Raw genomic sequence first — 15059 nt, forward strand, 5'->3', positions numbered from 1 at the left:
GCGCGGTGGTCCCACCTGACCCCATGCCGAACTCAGAAGTGAAACGCCGTAGCGCCGATGGTAGTGTGGGGTCTCCCCATGTGAGAGTAGGGAACTGCCAGGCATCAAATTTAGCGTGCTGATATGGCTCAGTTGGTAGAGCGCACCCTTGGTAAGGGTGAGGTCCCCAGTTCGACTCTGGGTATCAGCACCACTTTTTAGGTTAAAGTTCGGCTCGTTGTAAAGAATTTGCCTGGCGACAATAGCGCGGCGGTCCCACCTGACCCCATGCCGAACTCAGAAGTGAAACGTCGTAGCGCCGATGGTAGTGTGGGGTCTCCCCATGTGAGAGTAGGGAATCGCCAGGCATCAAATAAAGCAGAAGGCCCAGTCGAAAGACTGGGCCTTCTGCTTTTGTGCTATCTGTTATCTGTTGATAAACAGTCCTGCCACCAGGGGGAAACCCGTCAAAGTCGATTTGCTCGTAATGCAGCAAGGGACAGAGAGTTTATTTGCCCGGTTGTCATGTGGATGATGCGCAGAAGAGCAGATACAGGTTCGACGCTAGCCCCAGTATCTGCTGGTCGGGGGTGAATTAGCGGGTCAACGCAACGATCCCTAACGTGAGGCCGGCTACCGCGGCGGCTCCCCCGGCGATCGCGCCTGCCGTGTCCCAGTTGTCTTCTGTTGTGCCCTTCATACAGGTATTGGTGTGGACTAAGCGGCCTTGCGAGTCATAAACCGGCACGCAGGGAGAGTCATGGGCACAGCCTGCCAGCAGAGAGGCCAGCAGCGCCACGATTAAATACTTTTTCATGATATTACCTCTGGATAATCCGCAGGGTTGTACTGAAAGCCAGTGCAGAACGGAATGGCTTATTTTATCACCGCGGATTGTCCGGCCCGGATGCCGAAATCATCTCAATATATGAGCCACGTAAATATCGTGAAGATAAGCAGGGGAATATGCAGAAAAGATGGAGAGAAAGATCGTCTCCCCGCGCTGCCGCACGCGATAGAGGTTGTCAGGTAGCGGGAAGCTGAGCGGGTTGCTAATATGCCTGGCGAAAAAAAAGCGCCCGCAGGGGGCGCCTTTAAAACCAGGCCGCGTTATTCAGCGTGCCGGGTAAAACGTCGTCTGACGACCACAAAGAAGACCGGAACAAAGAAGATCGCCAGCAGTGTCGCGGTTAGCATCCCGCCCATGACGCCGGTACCTACCGCATTCTGCGCCCCGCTGCCGGCACCATGGCTAATCACCAGCGGCATGACTCCGAGAATAAAAGCCAGAGAGGTCATCAGAATGGGTCGCAGGCGCATCCGCGATGCCTCCAGGGTTGCTTCAATGATCCCTTTCCCCTCCTTCTCCATCAGATCCTTGGCGAATTCGACGATCAGGATCGCGTTCTTCGCCGACAAACCGATCGTGGTCAGAAGGCCTACCTGGAAGTACACGTCATTATTCAGCCCACGCAGCGTGGCGGCTAACAGCGCGCCGATCACCCCCAGCGGAACCACTAACATGACTGAGAATGGAATCGACCAGCTCTCATACAGCGCCGCCAGGCACAGGAAGACGACAATCAGCGAGATGGCATAAAGCGCGGGAGCCTGGTTGCCGGAAAGGCGTTCCTGGTAAGACATCCCGGTCCAGTCGTAACCAATGCCGCTCGGCAGCTTACTGGCCAGCGCTTCCATCAGCGCCATGGCTTCCCCGGTACTTTTACCCGGCGAGGCTTCACCGAGGATTTCCATGGAGGGTAAACCGTTGTAGCGTTCCAGACGCGGCGAGCCATAAATCCAGCGCGAAGTGACGAAGGCGGAGAACGGGACCATTTCGCCATTGGCGCTACGAACATACATATTGTTAATGTCGCTCGGCAGCATACGGAAATGGGCATCAGCCTGGACGTACACTTTCTTGACGCGACCACGGTCAATAAAGTCATTGACGTAGTACCCGCCCAGCGCGGCTGATATCGTTTCATTGATATCGGAGAGCGATACGCCCAGCGCCTGCGCTTTTTCCTGGTCGACATCCAGTTTGAACTGCGGCGTATCTTCCAGCCCATTAGGCCGTACCCGCACCAGCTGATCCGGATGCTGTTTCACCATGCCCAGCAGTTGATTGCGCGCCTGCGTCAGGGCGGTATGACCTAGCCCGCCCTGGTCGATCAGCTCAAAGTCGAAGCCGGTGGCGGTACCCAGCTCAATAATGGCAGGCATGTTGAACGGGAAAACCATGGCGTCTTTGATCTGGCTGAAGGCCACGGTGGCTCGCTTGATGATGGACTCCACGCTGTTTTCATCACCGCTGCGCGCCTCCCAGGGTTTCAGGCTGACAAACGCCATGCCGGAGTTTTGTCCCTGACCGCTGAAGCTGAAGCCGTTAACGGTAAAGACGCTTTCGACGTTAGCCTTCTCGTTATGCAGATAGTAGTCGGTCACGGTACCCAGCACTTTCTGTGTCCGCTCCTGGGTGGCGCCGGAGGGCAGCTGGATCATGGTCAGGAAGACCCCCTGGTCTTCATCGGGTAGAAAGGATGTCGGGAGACGCATAAACAGCACGGCCATTCCCACGACGATCAGCAGATAGATCACCAGGTAACGGCCGGTTCCACGCAAAATACCGCTGACGCTGTTGGTGTAGTGGTTAACGCTCTGGTCAAAGCGGGCGTTAAACCAGCCGAAGAAGCCTTTTTTCTCATGGTGTTCGACCGAGGACGGCTTTAACAACGTGGCGCAGAGCGCTGGCGTCAGGACCAGGGCAACCAGCACGGAGAGCGCCATGGCGGAAACGATGGTGATCGAAAACTGGCGATAAATCGCGCCGGTGGAACCGCCGAAGAAGGCCATCGGCACGAATACCGCAGAGAGCACCATGGCGATACCCACCAGCGCCCCCTGGATCTGCGACATCGACTTTTCCGTCGCTTCTTTTGGCGAGAGTTTTTCCTCAACCATCACGCGCTCAACGTTTTCCACTACGACGATAGCGTCATCGACCAGCAGACCTATCGCCAGCACCATGCCAAACATCGTCAGGGTGTTGATGGAGTAGCCAAACATCGACAGTACGGCGAAGGTGCCCAACAGCACGACGGGCACGGCAATGGTCGGAATGAGCGTTGCGCGCATGTTCTGCAGGAACAGATACATGACAAGGAAGACGAGAATAATCGCTTCAAATAGCGTTTTGACCACTTCGTGAATAGAGATTTTAACGAAAGGGGTCGTATCGTACGGATAGACCACCTTCATTCCCTGGGGGAAGTAAGGCTGCAGTTCGGCCAGCTTCGCTTTAATCGCCGTGGCGGTATCCAGCGCGTTGGCGCCGGTCGCAAGCTTAATACCCAGACCAGAGGCGGGCTTACCGTTAATTCTGGCGACGACGTTGTAGTTCTCTCCGCCCAGCTCAATGCGGGCGACATCTTTCAAATGGACGACAGAGCCATCGGCATTGACCCGCAGCGTGACCTTGCCAAACTCCTGCGGATCTTTAAGCCGCGTCTGGGCAATGATCGACGCATTGAGCTGCTGGCCTTTTAGCGCTGGCGTACCGCCCAGCTGGCCGGCGGCGATCTGATCGTTCTGAACCTGCAGCGCATTAATGACATCCACTGGCGTCAGGTTGTATTTGTTCAGCAGGTTGCCATCCAGCCAGATGCGCATGGCGTACTGTGCGCCAAACAGCTGGACATCGCCCACACCGTTGAGGCGGCTGATGGGATCTTTAACATTAGAGGCGACATAGTCGGAAATATCGTCCTGGGTAGTGACCGGGTTATCAGAGATAAAGCCGGCCACCAGCAGGAAGCTGCTGCTGGACTTTTCTACGCTAATTCCCTGCTGCTGGACTTCCTGAGGCAGCAGCGGGGTGGCCAGCTGCAGTTTGTTTTGCACCTGCACCTGGGCGATATCCGGATCGGTGCCGGACTTAAAGGTAAGCGTGATGGTTACTGAGCCGGCGGAATCGCTGGTCGACGACATATACATCAGGTTGTCGATACCGTTCATGTTCTGCTCAATAACCTGAGTGACCGTGTCCTGCACGGTCTGGGCATCCGCACCGGGATAGGTAGCGGAGATCGCCACCGCAGGGGGCGCTATCGTCGGATACTGCGCTATCGGCAACTGCAGAATGGCCAGACCTCCGGCAATCATCATGATGATCGCCAGCACCCAGGCAAAGACTGGTCGATGGATAAAAAACTTAGACATGGCTGGGTATCCTTATTGTGCGACCGGTGCCGCACGCTCCGCTTCTGCTTTAACGGTGACGCCTGGACGGACTTTCTGTAAGCCGCTGATAATCACCTTATCGCCCGGCTTCAGCCCGCTGGTGATAAGCCACTTATCGCCCACGGCCTGGGAAGCTACCACCTGACGGGTTTCAACCTGGTTTTTGTCATTCACCAGCATGACGGAGGCATCGCCCCGCGGCGTACGGGTCATCCCCTGCTGCGGCACCAGGATGGCCTGCGGATCGGTGCCTTCATCGATGCGGGCGCGAACGAACATTCCCGGCAGCAGGACATGCTGTGGGTTAGGGAAGATAGCGCGCAGGGTAATTGAACCTGTACTTTCATCGACAGTCACGTCGGAGAACTGCAGCGAACCCTTAAGCGGATAGGCCTGACCGTTCTCCATCACCAGCTCAACGCTTTTGGTGTCGCCGCCGCGTTGCAGGCTTTCCTGCTTGAGGCGCATGAAGTCATTGCTGGATTCCGTCACGTCGACGTAGATCGGATCGAGCTGCTGGACGGTAGCCAGGGCATCCGACTGACCGTTGGTGACCAACGCTCCCTCGGTGACGCTCGATTTACCGATGCGTCCGCTAATGGGAGAGGTCACTTTGGTGTAGGCCAGGTTGATGCGGGCGCTTTCCACGGAGGCTTTGGTGGCGATGACGTCAGCGTCGGCCTGGCGGGCGGTGGCCACCGCCTGATCGTATTCCTGCTGACTGATATACTTGGTGCCCAGCAGCGGAACGTAGCGTTTCACCGTTAAGTGGGCGATGGCGGCTGCGGCTTCGGCTTTAGCCTCATCGCCCTTGGCGCTGTTCCACGCCGCCTGGTAGGTTGCCGGATCGATCTGATAGAGCGACTGGCCTGCTTCGACATCGCTTCCTTCAACAAAGTTACGCTTCAGGATGATTCCGCTTACCTGAGGGCGGACTTCCGCCACGCGAAAAGCTGAAGTTCGGCCTGGCAGTTCGGTGGTGACCGACAGCGGCGCGCTGTTCACGACATGGACCGTCACCTGCGGCGCCTGGGCATGGGGTTGCGGGTTGTCCGAATTATCGCAGCCGGTAAGCAATAAGGCCGAGATAATTAAACCGGATAAAAGTGTCACTCTGGCGTGAGTTGTCATGGCGGTTCCTTATAGATTACGTGCCAAATTCGGCGGCGAATCTTTGAAAGAAAGAGGGAATTAAAAAGCAGTTTGCCATCCTACAAATAAACGCCGCTGGATGTAAGGGATACTTATTTTTGAGCAATCAGCAAGGCACGCAAAAACAAAAAAGCGCGCAGGATTTTTTTGCTATTTACCTCAATTGTAAAACTTAATAAATAGACATCAATTCAGTGAATGGGTTATTTATTAATATTCTTTTGGGTAATTTATTTGGCGACAGCTTCAGAATTAACTTGTCTGCATTTTTGCTAAAAAATATTCCATGACAAATGTTAGGTTAAGCGATCTTCAGAAAATCCTGAATAACCTGTCTGACGGGAAGGGGCTTGTATGGCTAGAAAAACGAAAGAAGAGGCGCTACGCACGCGGCAGCTCCTGATTGAGTCCGCGATCCAGCAGTTCGCCCTGCGGGGGGTGACCAACACAACCCTGACGGATATTGCTGATGCGGCGGGAGTGACCCGCGGCGCCGTATACTGGCATTTTGCCAGTAAGACTGAGCTGTTTAATGAAATGTGGCAGCAGCAGCCACCGCTCAGGGATTTGATTCAGCATAGCCTCGTAACAGAGAATGAACAGGAGCCGTTAAATGCATTGCGCGAGCGGTTTATTACCGGGCTCCGCTATATTGCTGCGAATCCTCGCCAGCGCGCGCTGATGCAAATTCTTTATCAGCGCTGCGAGTTTGCCAATGATATGCTTTCGGAAAACGAAATTCGCCAGCGCATTGGTTTTAATTATTCGCTGATTGGCGGCATGCTTCAGCGCTGTGTGCGTAACAATATATTGCCAGCCGAAACAAATATTGAAGTGATATTAATTGTTTTACACAGCGCCTTTTCCGGGCTGATTAAAAACTGGCTGCTCGATCCGCAACGCTTCGATCTTTATCAGCAGGCGCCTGCGCTGGTGGATAATGTTATGGCGGTAGTCTGTGCTGCTCATGTATCGGAGGCGCCGGTACTGCGGGCGGTGAATCAGTGATGTGTCCCGCTGTCGCAGGTAATAAAAAAGGCGCTTCCCCATGCCGAAGAGCGCCTTTTATATCAAGCAAGCAACTGACTAGTATCAGTTCATGCCGTATTTTTTCAGTTTTTTACGCAGCGTACCGCGGTTGATGCCCATCATCAGGGCAGCGCGGGTCTGGTTACCACGGGTGTATTGCATCACCATGTCCAACAGGGGCTGTTCAACTTCAGCCAGTACCAGCTCATACAGGTCATTCACATCCTGACCGTTCAGTTGAGCAAAATAGTTCTTCAGTGCCTGTTTAACCGAGTCACGCAGGGGCTTTTGAGTTACCTGATCCTGAGAGTTAACGGTAGAAACGGTCAGTACGTCAGAATTTACGCGTTGTTCGAACATAGTTCTGTCAGCTCTTTATTTCTATTACGCAAAATTTTCGAAGTATGCCTCCAACGCCTCCAGCTGTTCGCTGGCATCCTCAATGGCGTTGAATGTGCGCCGAAACTGGTCATCTGGAGCATGTTCCTGAAGATACCAGGAGACGTGTTTACGCGCGATTCGGTACCCTTTTGCCTGACCATAAAAGTCATGCAATTCCCGAACGTGCGCACAAAGCAAGCGCTTGACCTCTGCCAGCGGCAGCGGGGGCAGCAGCTCTCCAGTGTCCAGATAATGCTGGATTTCCCGAAAGATCCAGGGTCTTCCCTGAGCTGCACGGCCTATCATCAGGGCATCAGCCCCTGTATAGTCGAGCACAGCTCTGGCTTTAAGCGGGTCAGTAATGTCGCCATTCGCGATAATCGGAATGGAAACTTTCTGCTTAACTGCCCGAATACTGTCGTACTCAGCGTCTCCGTTAAACAAGCAGGCGCGGGTGCGTCCGTGAATAGTCAGAGCCTGAATGCCACACTCTTCGGCCAGTTGGGCAATCTCTACGCAGTTACGGTGTTCCGGTTCCCAACCGGTGCGAATCTTGAGAGTCACAGGAACGTCCACCGCATTCACGACCGCCGTCAGGATCGACTTCACCTGGTCGGGGTACTGCAAGAGGGCTGAACCTGCAAGCTTGCGATTCACCTTTTTCGCCGGGCATCCCATATTGATATCAATAATCTGGGCGCCGCTTTCCACGTTAATCCGCGCGGCGGCAGCCATCTCTTCCGGCACGCTACCGGCGATTTGCACGGTACGAATACCGGGCTCATCAATATGCACCATCCGTAAACGGGACTTGTCGCTCTCCCACACCTGTGGGTTAGAGGACATCATCTCGGAAACGGTTAAACCCGCTCCCATCTCGTAGCACAGCGTCCGGAATGGTCTGTCAGTAATGCCAGCCATGGGCGCTGCGATCAGGCGATTTCTGAGCTGGTGGTGTCCGATGCGCATGAGTTAAGAAATGACCATACTGTGACTGCAAGGCGGCGTATATTACGCATTTTTTGCACGAGATGAAAGGCCAAACTTTGAGCAATCCTCTGTTGCAGATCAATGAATCCGGGACTAACGTAAAAGGGATGAATAAATACTTATATTAATCATTGATTTAATGGCTGATGGATAATTTGTGTCCATTTATAAAATCATAAAACTTCTCGATTTTTCTTAGACAAACTCGCTACCAGGCGATATAAAACGCTGTTTTTATAGTCAAAAAAGTGCTCTGTAGTGCGATCTGCCTCTCATTTCCTGGCATTATTTGGTGGCTACTGGAAACAAAAATGCGGCCCACAGGCCGCATTGCACTTAGTTTTTCTGGCCGGTGATCCGGCACCACTCCTCTTTCTCGACCACCGGGTCAAGTGTGAAGATATCGGCGTAGGCTTCACAGACGCTCTCCGCCTGGCTGGCAAGGATGCCGGAAAGCCCCAGCAAACCGCCTGAAACAGGCAGGACGCTGATTAACGGCGCCAGCTCACGTAACGGGCCAGCCAGGATATTGGCGACCACGACGTCGGCTTTCATCGACTCGGGCTGGTCCTGAGGAAGATAGAGCTCCAGACGCTCAGAGACGCCGTTACGCTGTGCGTTATCGCGGCTGGCCTGAATAGCCTGCGGGTCGATATCAATGCCGATCGCTTTTGCGGCTCCCAGCTTCAGCGCGGCAATCGCCAGGATGCCGGAACCGCAGCCGAAATCAATGACCGTTTTTCCGTTGAGGTCGAGTCCATCGAGCCACTGCAGGCACAGGGATGTCGTCGGGTGCGTGCCGGTACCGAAGGCCAGACCCGGATCGAGCATCACGTTGACGGCATTTTCATCCGGAACGTCGCGCCAGCTCGGGCAGATCCACAGCCGCTCACCGAAGCGCATCGGATGGAAGTTATCCATCCATTCCCGCTCCCAGTCTTTATCTTCCAGCTGCTCGATCTTATGCGCGAATCCGGCGCCCAGCAGCGGGTGCTGCTCCAGTTGGGCAACGACCGCTTTCATATCGGTTTCGGCATCGAACAGGCCGATCACGTCGGTGTCGCCCCACAGCCGGGTTTCCCCGGGTAACGGCTCAAATACCGGCGTATCGTGCGTATCCTGGAAGGTGATCGAGACCGATCCGGCCTCCATCAGCGCATCGCTAAGATCTTCAGCGTTCGCGCCGGTGGTATTTAGTTTCAGTTGGATCCATGGCATAGCAAAACTCTTTATTTATCAGTAGTCAAAATAGGTGGCTGTGGTGCGGGACGGCCGAAACGATTCCCTGCCACAAACGCCAGTAAACTCAGCAGCAGCGCGGGAACGATCGGATGGAAGCCGAGAAACTGCACTTTCAGCGTGGCAAGTACGGCATACAGTACACCACCCACGATCATCGCGCTCAGCGCGCCAGCCGCGTTGGCACGTTCCCAATACAGGCCCAGCACCAGCGGCCACAGAAAGACGGCTTCCAGGCCGCCGAAGGCCAGCAGGTTCAGCCAGATAATCATCTCTGGCGGTCGCCAGGCCGCGAGCAGCAGCAGGACACCCAACAGGAGCGTAATGCCGGCGGACATGCGTTTAAGCCGCTTTTCGTTAGTCGCCTGATCCGGACGCCAATTCAGATACAGATCCTTGATGATCGTAGCGGAACTTTGCAGAAGTTGGGCATTGATCGTCGACATAATCGCCGCCATCGGCGCGGCCAGAAAGATCCCTGCCGCAAAGGGCGGGAGCACTTTGACCATCAGCGTCGGGATCACCAGATCCGGTACGGTGAGGTCAGGGATCACCGCCCGACCTAACGCGCCGGCCAGGTGCATGCCAAACATCAGGATCGCCACCACGATGGTGCCGATAATGATGCCGCGATGCACGGCTTTGCTGTCTTTGTAGGAGATACAGCGCACGGCGGTATGCGGGAGGCCTATCACGCCGAAGCAGACCAGCACCCAAAACGAGGCCATAAAGGTTGGCGAGAGGATATCTTCCGCCCCCTGAGGGGACACCAGCTTGACATCGATCGACTGCAGGGTCTCTACCGCATGGCCAATCCCGCCGGCGGCGTGGATCACCCCCACCAGCAGCACGATCGTGCCGATCAGCATCACCATGCCCTGCATGGTGTCGTTGAGCACGCTGGCGCGAAAGCCGCCATAAGCGGTATACAGCGCGATGCTGATGCCGAAGATCAGCAGACCGGTATCGTAGGGAATACCCGCAGCCGTCTCCAGCAGGCGGGCACCGCCGATAAACTGGACGGTCATGGCGCCAACGAAGGCTACCAGCAGACTCAGGCTGGCCAGCCAGACCAGCAGACGACTCTGGTAGCGCGCAAACAGCATGTCATTGAGGGTGACGGCGTTGTAACGGCGCGCAAGAATGGCGAATTTTTTTCCCAGTACGCCCAGCGACAGCCAGATGGCGGGGAGCTGGATCATTGCCAGCAGCACCCAGCCCAGGCCGTATTTATAGGCGGCGCCGGGTCCGCCGATAAATGAGCTGGCGCTGATATAGGTGGCGGTTAGCGTCATGGCCAGCACGAAGCCGCCCATCGAGCGGCTGCCGAGAAAGTACTCATTCAGAAAGCTTCCTGAGGCGCGTTTTCGCATGGCGTAGAGGGATAAGCCGAACACCACCACCAGATAGGCGATCAGGGGAATAATGACCTCAAACTGCATCATCGTCCTCCAGAGGAATGTCGCGAAAAACCAGTTTGACCATCGCCCAGCACAGCAGAATAAACAGCAGCGAAACCAGCAGGCAGGCCATTTCAAACCAGTGGGGCAGGCCGGTAAAACCGATAGCCACCCCCGGCAGATAGGCGGCGGCCAGCCAGGCGGCAAGATAGAGAAGGGTCAGCCACAGCGCCCAGCGCGCTTCTTTGTGGGCCTGAACAAAGCGTTTGTCCATTTTTTGTCCCTTGAGGATGAAGAAAGCGGGGATTGTACCGCATGGTATAGATGAGGAGAGAGAAAAAGAAAAAAGGCCGGAAAATCCGGCCTTTTGCTGAGAGTGCAGAATTATTTTTCCTGCAAGCCGAGTTTTTTCTCCAGATAGTGGATGTTGGTGCCACCATGCTGGAAGTTCTCGTCGCTCATAATGCGCATCTGCAGATCGACGTTGGTCTTGATGCCATCGATGATCAGCTCCTGCAGCGCATTCTTCATGCGGGCAATCGCCACGTCACGGCTTTCGCCGTAGCAGATCAGTTTGCCGATCATGGAGTCATAGTACGGCGGTACGGTGTAACCGGCGTAAATATGGGACTCCCAGCGCACGCCAAAGCCGCCCGGCGCGTGGAAACGGGTAATTTTACCCGGGCTCGGCAGGAAGGTGTTCGGGTCTTCGGCGTTGATACGGCATTCCACCGCATGGCCGCGAACCACCACTTCATCCTGCTTGATGGACAGCGGCTGACCGGCTGCGATACGCAGCTGCTCTTTGATCAGGTCAACGCCGGTGATCATTTCAGTTACCGGATGCTCTACCTGGATACGGGTGTTCATTTCAATGAAGTAGAACTCGCCGTTTTCGAACAGGAACTCAAAGGTACCCGCCCCGCGGTAGCCGATATCGACACAGGCTTTCGCGCAACGCTCGCCGATGTAGCGACGCAGTTCCGGGGTGATGCCCGGCGCCGGCGCTTCTTCGACCACTTTCTGGTGACGGCGCTGCATGGAGCAGTCACGTTCAGCCAGATAGATAGCGTTACCCTGACCGTCCGCCAGCACCTGAATTTCGATGTGACGCGGGTTTTCCAGGTATTTCTCCATGTAGACCATGTCGTTGTTGAAAGCCGCTTTGGCTTCCGCTTTGGTCATGGAGATGGACTGGGCCAGTTCAGCGTCGCTGCGCACAACGCGCATACCGCGACCGCCGCCGCCGCCGGAGGCCTTGATGATCACCGGATAGCCGATGCGTTTGGCATGGGCGCGGTTAGCGTCCATGTCGTCGGTCAGCGGGCCGTCAGAACCGGGTACGGTCGGGACGCCGGCTTTTTTCATGGCGGTGATCGCGGACACTTTGTCGCCCATCAGGCGGATGGTGTCGGCTTTCGGGCCGATGAAGATAAAGCCGGAGCGCTCAACCTGCTCAGCAAAGTTGGCGTTCTCAGAGAGGAAGCCATACCCCGGGTGAATTGCTACCGCGCCGGTGATCTCAGCGGCGCTGATGATAGCCGGGATGTTCAGATAGCTTTTTACGGACGGAGCCGGACCGATGCAGACCGTCTCATCCGCTAACAATACGTGTTTTAGATCGCGATCCGCGGTGGAATGCACAGCAACGGTCTTGATGCCCAGTTCTTTACAGGCACGCAGGATGCGCAGTGCGATCTCGCCACGGTTAGCGATGACAATTTTATCCAGCATGTTCGCCTCGTTACTCGATAACTACCAGCGGCTCGTCGAATTCTACCGGTTGGCCGCTTTCGATCAGAATGGCTTTCACCACGCCGGCTTTGTCGGCTTCGATCTGGTTCATCATTTTCATCGCTTCGACGATGCACAGGGTGTCGCCCACGTTAACTTTCTGGCCAACTTCCACAAACGCTTTCGCGTCCGGGCTTGGCGTACGATAGAAAGTACCAACCATCGGGGAACGTACGATGTGACCACTGATTTCCGCTTTTGCCGGCGCTTCTGCTGCTGCAGCTGGCGCGGCAGCCGCGGCGGCAGGTGCCTGAGGCTGCATCATCGGCGCAGCATAAGCCTGCTGCATAACCGGATAGCTTGCGGCCGGTGCAGAGCGGCTGATGCGAACAGACTCTTCGCCTTCAGAAATTTCCAGTTCGGAGATACCTGATTCTTCAACCAGCTCGATCAGTTTTTTAATCTTACGAATATCCATGAGTGGGTTCCGTACTCTTTGTTTAGTGTGATTGTGACAGGCGTTTTACCGCCGTCTGTAAAGCGTATGAATAGCCGTCCGCCCCCAGTCCGCAGATAACGCCAGCGGCGATATCTGACAGATACGAATGCTGGCGGAAGGGTTCGCGTGCATGCACATTGCTCAGGTGAATCTCGATAAACGGGATGTTCACGGCAAGCAACGCGTCACGGATTGCTACGCTGGTATGCGTGAACGCGGCCGGATTAATCAGGATATAGTCCACGTTGTCTTTAGCCTGATGAATTCGGTCGATTAACGCATGCTCCGCGTTGGACTGCAGGTGATCCAGGCTCACATTCAGCGCCGCTGCTTCAGATGTTAAATGGTTAACAATCTCAGCCAGCGTGAGAGATCCATACTTCTCTGGCTCGCGGGTACCGAGCATGTTAATGTTTGGACCATTCAAAAGCAAAATGTGAAACTTGTCTGCCATCGTGTGGCCATCTCCTGCCATTTTCGGGTAAAAAACAACATATACCTTCAATGCGCCCTTGTCACCTTTTCAGGGTCAGAAAACCCTGTCAGGAAAGCCAAAGTCGCACATTATAACGATTTCGTAGCAATTGGCAGCTAAATACTGGTCTTATCAGGGAAGATTATCAACCGCTATCTTAAAAAGAGTCGCGGTTGATAAAGGATCTGCGGGAAACTGCACATTACCGGATTCAGCGCCACCACTGGCGAAACTTCTTGTAACGCCATGCCAGGAGCGCGACTGCCAGCAGGGCATAAATGATGGGCTGCGGTGAGAGGATCTTCACTGACCACAGGTAGTGAATCGGCGCGAGGATCGCCACCAGATAGACGAAGTTGTGTAAAATTTGCCAACGGCGGCCCAGTTTTCGCTGCATCGCCTGCGTCGACGTCGCCGCCAGCGCCAGCAGGATCGCCCAACTGACCATGCCTAACGTCAGATAGGGGCGGTTGATAATCTCCGAGCCCAGTAGCGCCAGATTGTTAATGCCCAGCTCCAGCAGGGTATAGCTGGTCAGGTGCAGGGTCGCCCAGGCGAAACACCATAAACCTAACAGGCGGCGAACGCGAATCAATAATGGCTGTTTCGCGTAGCGCGCCAGCGGGGAGACCAGCAGCGTCGCCAGCAGAAACTTCAGCGCCATCCTGCCGGTAAAATGCTGGATATCCTTGGCCGGATCGGCGCTAAAGTAGCCCTGGTGCCCGGCCCAGAATAACCAGACCAGCGGCAAAAACCCCGCCAGATGAAGTAAAACCTTCAACCAGGCGATCTGTTTGACGGTGAAACGCACTAGAAGTTCTCCCGCAGATTCATGCCGCGATACAGCGACGCCACCTCGTCGGCATAGCCGTTAAACAGCAGCGTCGGTTGACGTTTCACATCGAGCACGCCGCCGGCACCGATAAACCGCTCGCTAGCCTGTGACCAGCGGGGGTGATCGACGTGCGGATTGACGTTGGCGAAGAAGCCGTATTCGTCCGGCGCCGCGAGGTTCCAGGTGGTCGGTGGCCGCTCGCGGGTCAGTTCAATGCTGACGATGGATTTAATGCCTTTGAAACCGTACTTCCACGGCACGGTAAGGCGGACCGGCGCGCCGTTTTGCGGCGGCAGCGCTTTGCCATACACCCCGACGGTGAGCAGCGTCAGCGGGTGCAGCGCTTCATCCAGCCGCAACCCCTCCACGTAAGGGTAAGCGAGCCCGCCGCCGATAAACCGATCTTTCTGCCCGGGCATTTGATTCGGGGCATAGAGGGTTTTGAAGGCCACATAGCGCGCGTTGCTGGTGGGCTCCACCAGCGCCAACAGCTTATGCAGCGGGAAGCCGACCCAGGGGACCACCATCGACCAGGCTTCCACGCAGCGCATACGGTAAATACGCTCTTCCAGCGGGAAGCGTTTGGTCAGATCGTCATGGTCAAGGGTCAGCGGCTTCGCCACCTCACCGCCGATGGTCAACGTCCAGGGATCGGTGCGCAGGCTACCCGCGTTCGCCGCCGGATCGGCTTTATCGAGGCCGAATTCATAAAAGTTATTGTAGCCGGAGACTTTATCTTCCGGAGTAAGCGTCAGGTTAGCCTGCCATTCAGCGGGTTTAGCAAAGTCCAGGGCCTTGCCCGCCGGGGCTGGCGGACGGTCGTGGCCTTTAAACCAGTCCAGCAGGTCGGCCTGTGCGGCGGCGGGAAGCGAAAGGGCGGTCGCGCTGATGCCCAGCATTTTCAGCACCTGGCGCCGCTGGAGCATAAAAACGGATTCGGCCGTGACGTCGGCTTCCGTCAGTTTTTTTCTTTTCATGGTGTCCTCCGTCATGCGTTTCCCTAAGCATGACGGAGGCGGCGATGAATCGCGAATATGTCACGAAAAATTGCACATTAGGCGCATTCGCCACCGCCGAAGCTGGGGCGCGGTCGTCCAGGAATCA

General features: G+C 55.6%; 14 protein-coding genes, 1 tRNA gene and 2 rRNA genes. 4 read left to right on the plus strand and 13 right to left on the minus strand.

The window, feature by feature from the left end; genetic code table 11:
* From rrf (ACLH1I_RS16220) to rrf (ACLH1I_RS16230), 3 genes are all read left to right on the plus strand, one after another.
* Positions 1-103, plus strand: a 5S ribosomal RNA gene (gene rrf / locus ACLH1I_RS16220); the annotation flags it as partial.
* Between the two features lie 14 nt (positions 104-117).
* A tRNA-Thr gene (locus tag ACLH1I_RS16225) sits at positions 118-193 on the plus strand.
* Between the two features lie 38 nt (positions 194-231).
* Positions 232-347, plus strand: a 5S ribosomal RNA gene (gene rrf, locus ACLH1I_RS16230).
* A 227-nt stretch (positions 348-574) separates the two neighbouring features.
* Here the strand turns inward: rrf (ACLH1I_RS16230) and ACLH1I_RS16235 are convergent.
* The 3 genes from ACLH1I_RS16235 to ACLH1I_RS16245 form a co-directional block, all read right to left on the minus strand.
* On the minus strand, positions 575-796 hold the full coding sequence (locus ACLH1I_RS16235; RefSeq protein ID WP_004206262.1) for a membrane protein: 222 nt from the start codon (positions 794-796) through the stop codon (positions 575-577).
* A 293-nt stretch (positions 797-1089) separates the two neighbouring features.
* Positions 1090-4200, minus strand: coding sequence for an efflux RND transporter permease subunit (locus ACLH1I_RS16240; RefSeq protein WP_411302858.1), 3111 nt, complete (start codon positions 4198-4200; stop codon positions 1090-1092).
* A 12-nt stretch (positions 4201-4212) separates the two neighbouring features.
* Positions 4213-5352 carry an efflux RND transporter periplasmic adaptor subunit gene (locus ACLH1I_RS16245; RefSeq protein ID WP_151628883.1) on the minus strand — a complete coding sequence of 380 codons (1140 nt, stop codon included), beginning with the start codon at positions 5350-5352 and terminating at the stop codon, positions 4213-4215.
* A 375-nt stretch (positions 5353-5727) separates the two neighbouring features.
* Between ACLH1I_RS16245 and envR the strand changes: the two genes are divergently transcribed.
* Complete coding sequence (gene envR, locus ACLH1I_RS16250; protein WP_004206257.1) at positions 5728-6381, plus strand: acrEF/envCD operon transcriptional regulator; 654 nt, start codon at positions 5728-5730, stop codon at positions 6379-6381.
* Between the two features lie 84 nt (positions 6382-6465).
* Here the strand turns inward: envR and fis are convergent, their stop codons facing one another.
* The 10 genes from fis to msrP all read right to left on the minus strand — a co-directional run bounded on the left by fis (position 6466) and on the right by msrP (position 14932).
* Positions 6466-6762 carry a DNA-binding transcriptional regulator Fis gene (fis, locus tag ACLH1I_RS16255; RefSeq protein WP_000462905.1) on the minus strand — a complete coding sequence of 99 codons (297 nt, stop codon included), beginning with the start codon at positions 6760-6762 and terminating at the stop codon, positions 6466-6468.
* Positions 6763-6786: 24 nt separating this feature from the next.
* Positions 6787-7752, minus strand: a complete 966-nt coding sequence (gene dusB, locus ACLH1I_RS16260; RefSeq protein ID WP_004144972.1) for a tRNA dihydrouridine synthase DusB — start codon at positions 7750-7752, stop codon at positions 6787-6789.
* Between the two features lie 357 nt (positions 7753-8109).
* Positions 8110-8991, minus strand: coding sequence for a 50S ribosomal protein L11 methyltransferase (prmA, locus tag ACLH1I_RS16265; protein ID WP_004206256.1), 882 nt, complete (start codon positions 8989-8991; stop codon positions 8110-8112).
* Positions 8992-9002: 11 nt separating this feature from the next.
* A complete protein-coding gene (panF, locus tag ACLH1I_RS16270) occupies positions 9003-10454 on the minus strand; it encodes a sodium/pantothenate symporter (RefSeq protein WP_004206255.1) in 1452 nt (483 codons plus the stop codon).
* Positions 10444-10686 (minus strand): DUF997 family protein, encoded by a 243-nt coding sequence (locus ACLH1I_RS16275; RefSeq protein ID WP_151628885.1) that lies wholly within the window; start codon positions 10684-10686, stop codon positions 10444-10446. Before ACLH1I_RS16275 ends, panF begins: the two co-directional genes overlap by 11 nt.
* Positions 10687-10796: 110 nt before the next feature.
* The gene (gene accC, locus ACLH1I_RS16280) at positions 10797-12146 is read right to left on the minus strand and encodes an acetyl-CoA carboxylase biotin carboxylase subunit (RefSeq protein ID WP_004174096.1); all 1350 of its coding nucleotides are present in this window, start codon (positions 12144-12146) and stop codon (positions 10797-10799) included.
* Positions 12147-12156: 10 nt separating this feature from the next.
* Entirely contained in the window at positions 12157-12624 is a 468-nt protein-coding gene (accB, locus tag ACLH1I_RS16285; RefSeq protein ID WP_004206250.1) for an acetyl-CoA carboxylase biotin carboxyl carrier protein, read from the minus strand.
* A 22-nt stretch (positions 12625-12646) separates the two neighbouring features.
* Entirely contained in the window at positions 12647-13099 is a 453-nt protein-coding gene (aroQ, locus tag ACLH1I_RS16290; RefSeq protein ID WP_004206246.1) for a type II 3-dehydroquinate dehydratase, read from the minus strand.
* 232 nt (positions 13100-13331) lie between these two features.
* Complete coding sequence (msrQ, locus tag ACLH1I_RS16295) at positions 13332-13931, minus strand: protein-methionine-sulfoxide reductase heme-binding subunit MsrQ (RefSeq protein ID WP_023319225.1); 600 nt, start codon at positions 13929-13931, stop codon at positions 13332-13334.
* Positions 13931-14932 carry a protein-methionine-sulfoxide reductase catalytic subunit MsrP gene (gene msrP, locus ACLH1I_RS16300; RefSeq protein WP_004206244.1) on the minus strand — a complete coding sequence of 334 codons (1002 nt, stop codon included), beginning with the start codon at positions 14930-14932 and terminating at the stop codon, positions 13931-13933. The genes msrQ and msrP overlap by 1 nt, the downstream gene beginning before the upstream one ends.
* Positions 14933-15059: the final 127 nt, after the last annotated feature.

It is taken from the genome of Klebsiella sp. 1SOBk10mer (assembly GCF_046602535.1).
Classification (GTDB): domain Bacteria; phylum Pseudomonadota; class Gammaproteobacteria; order Enterobacterales; family Enterobacteriaceae; genus Klebsiella; species Klebsiella quasipneumoniae.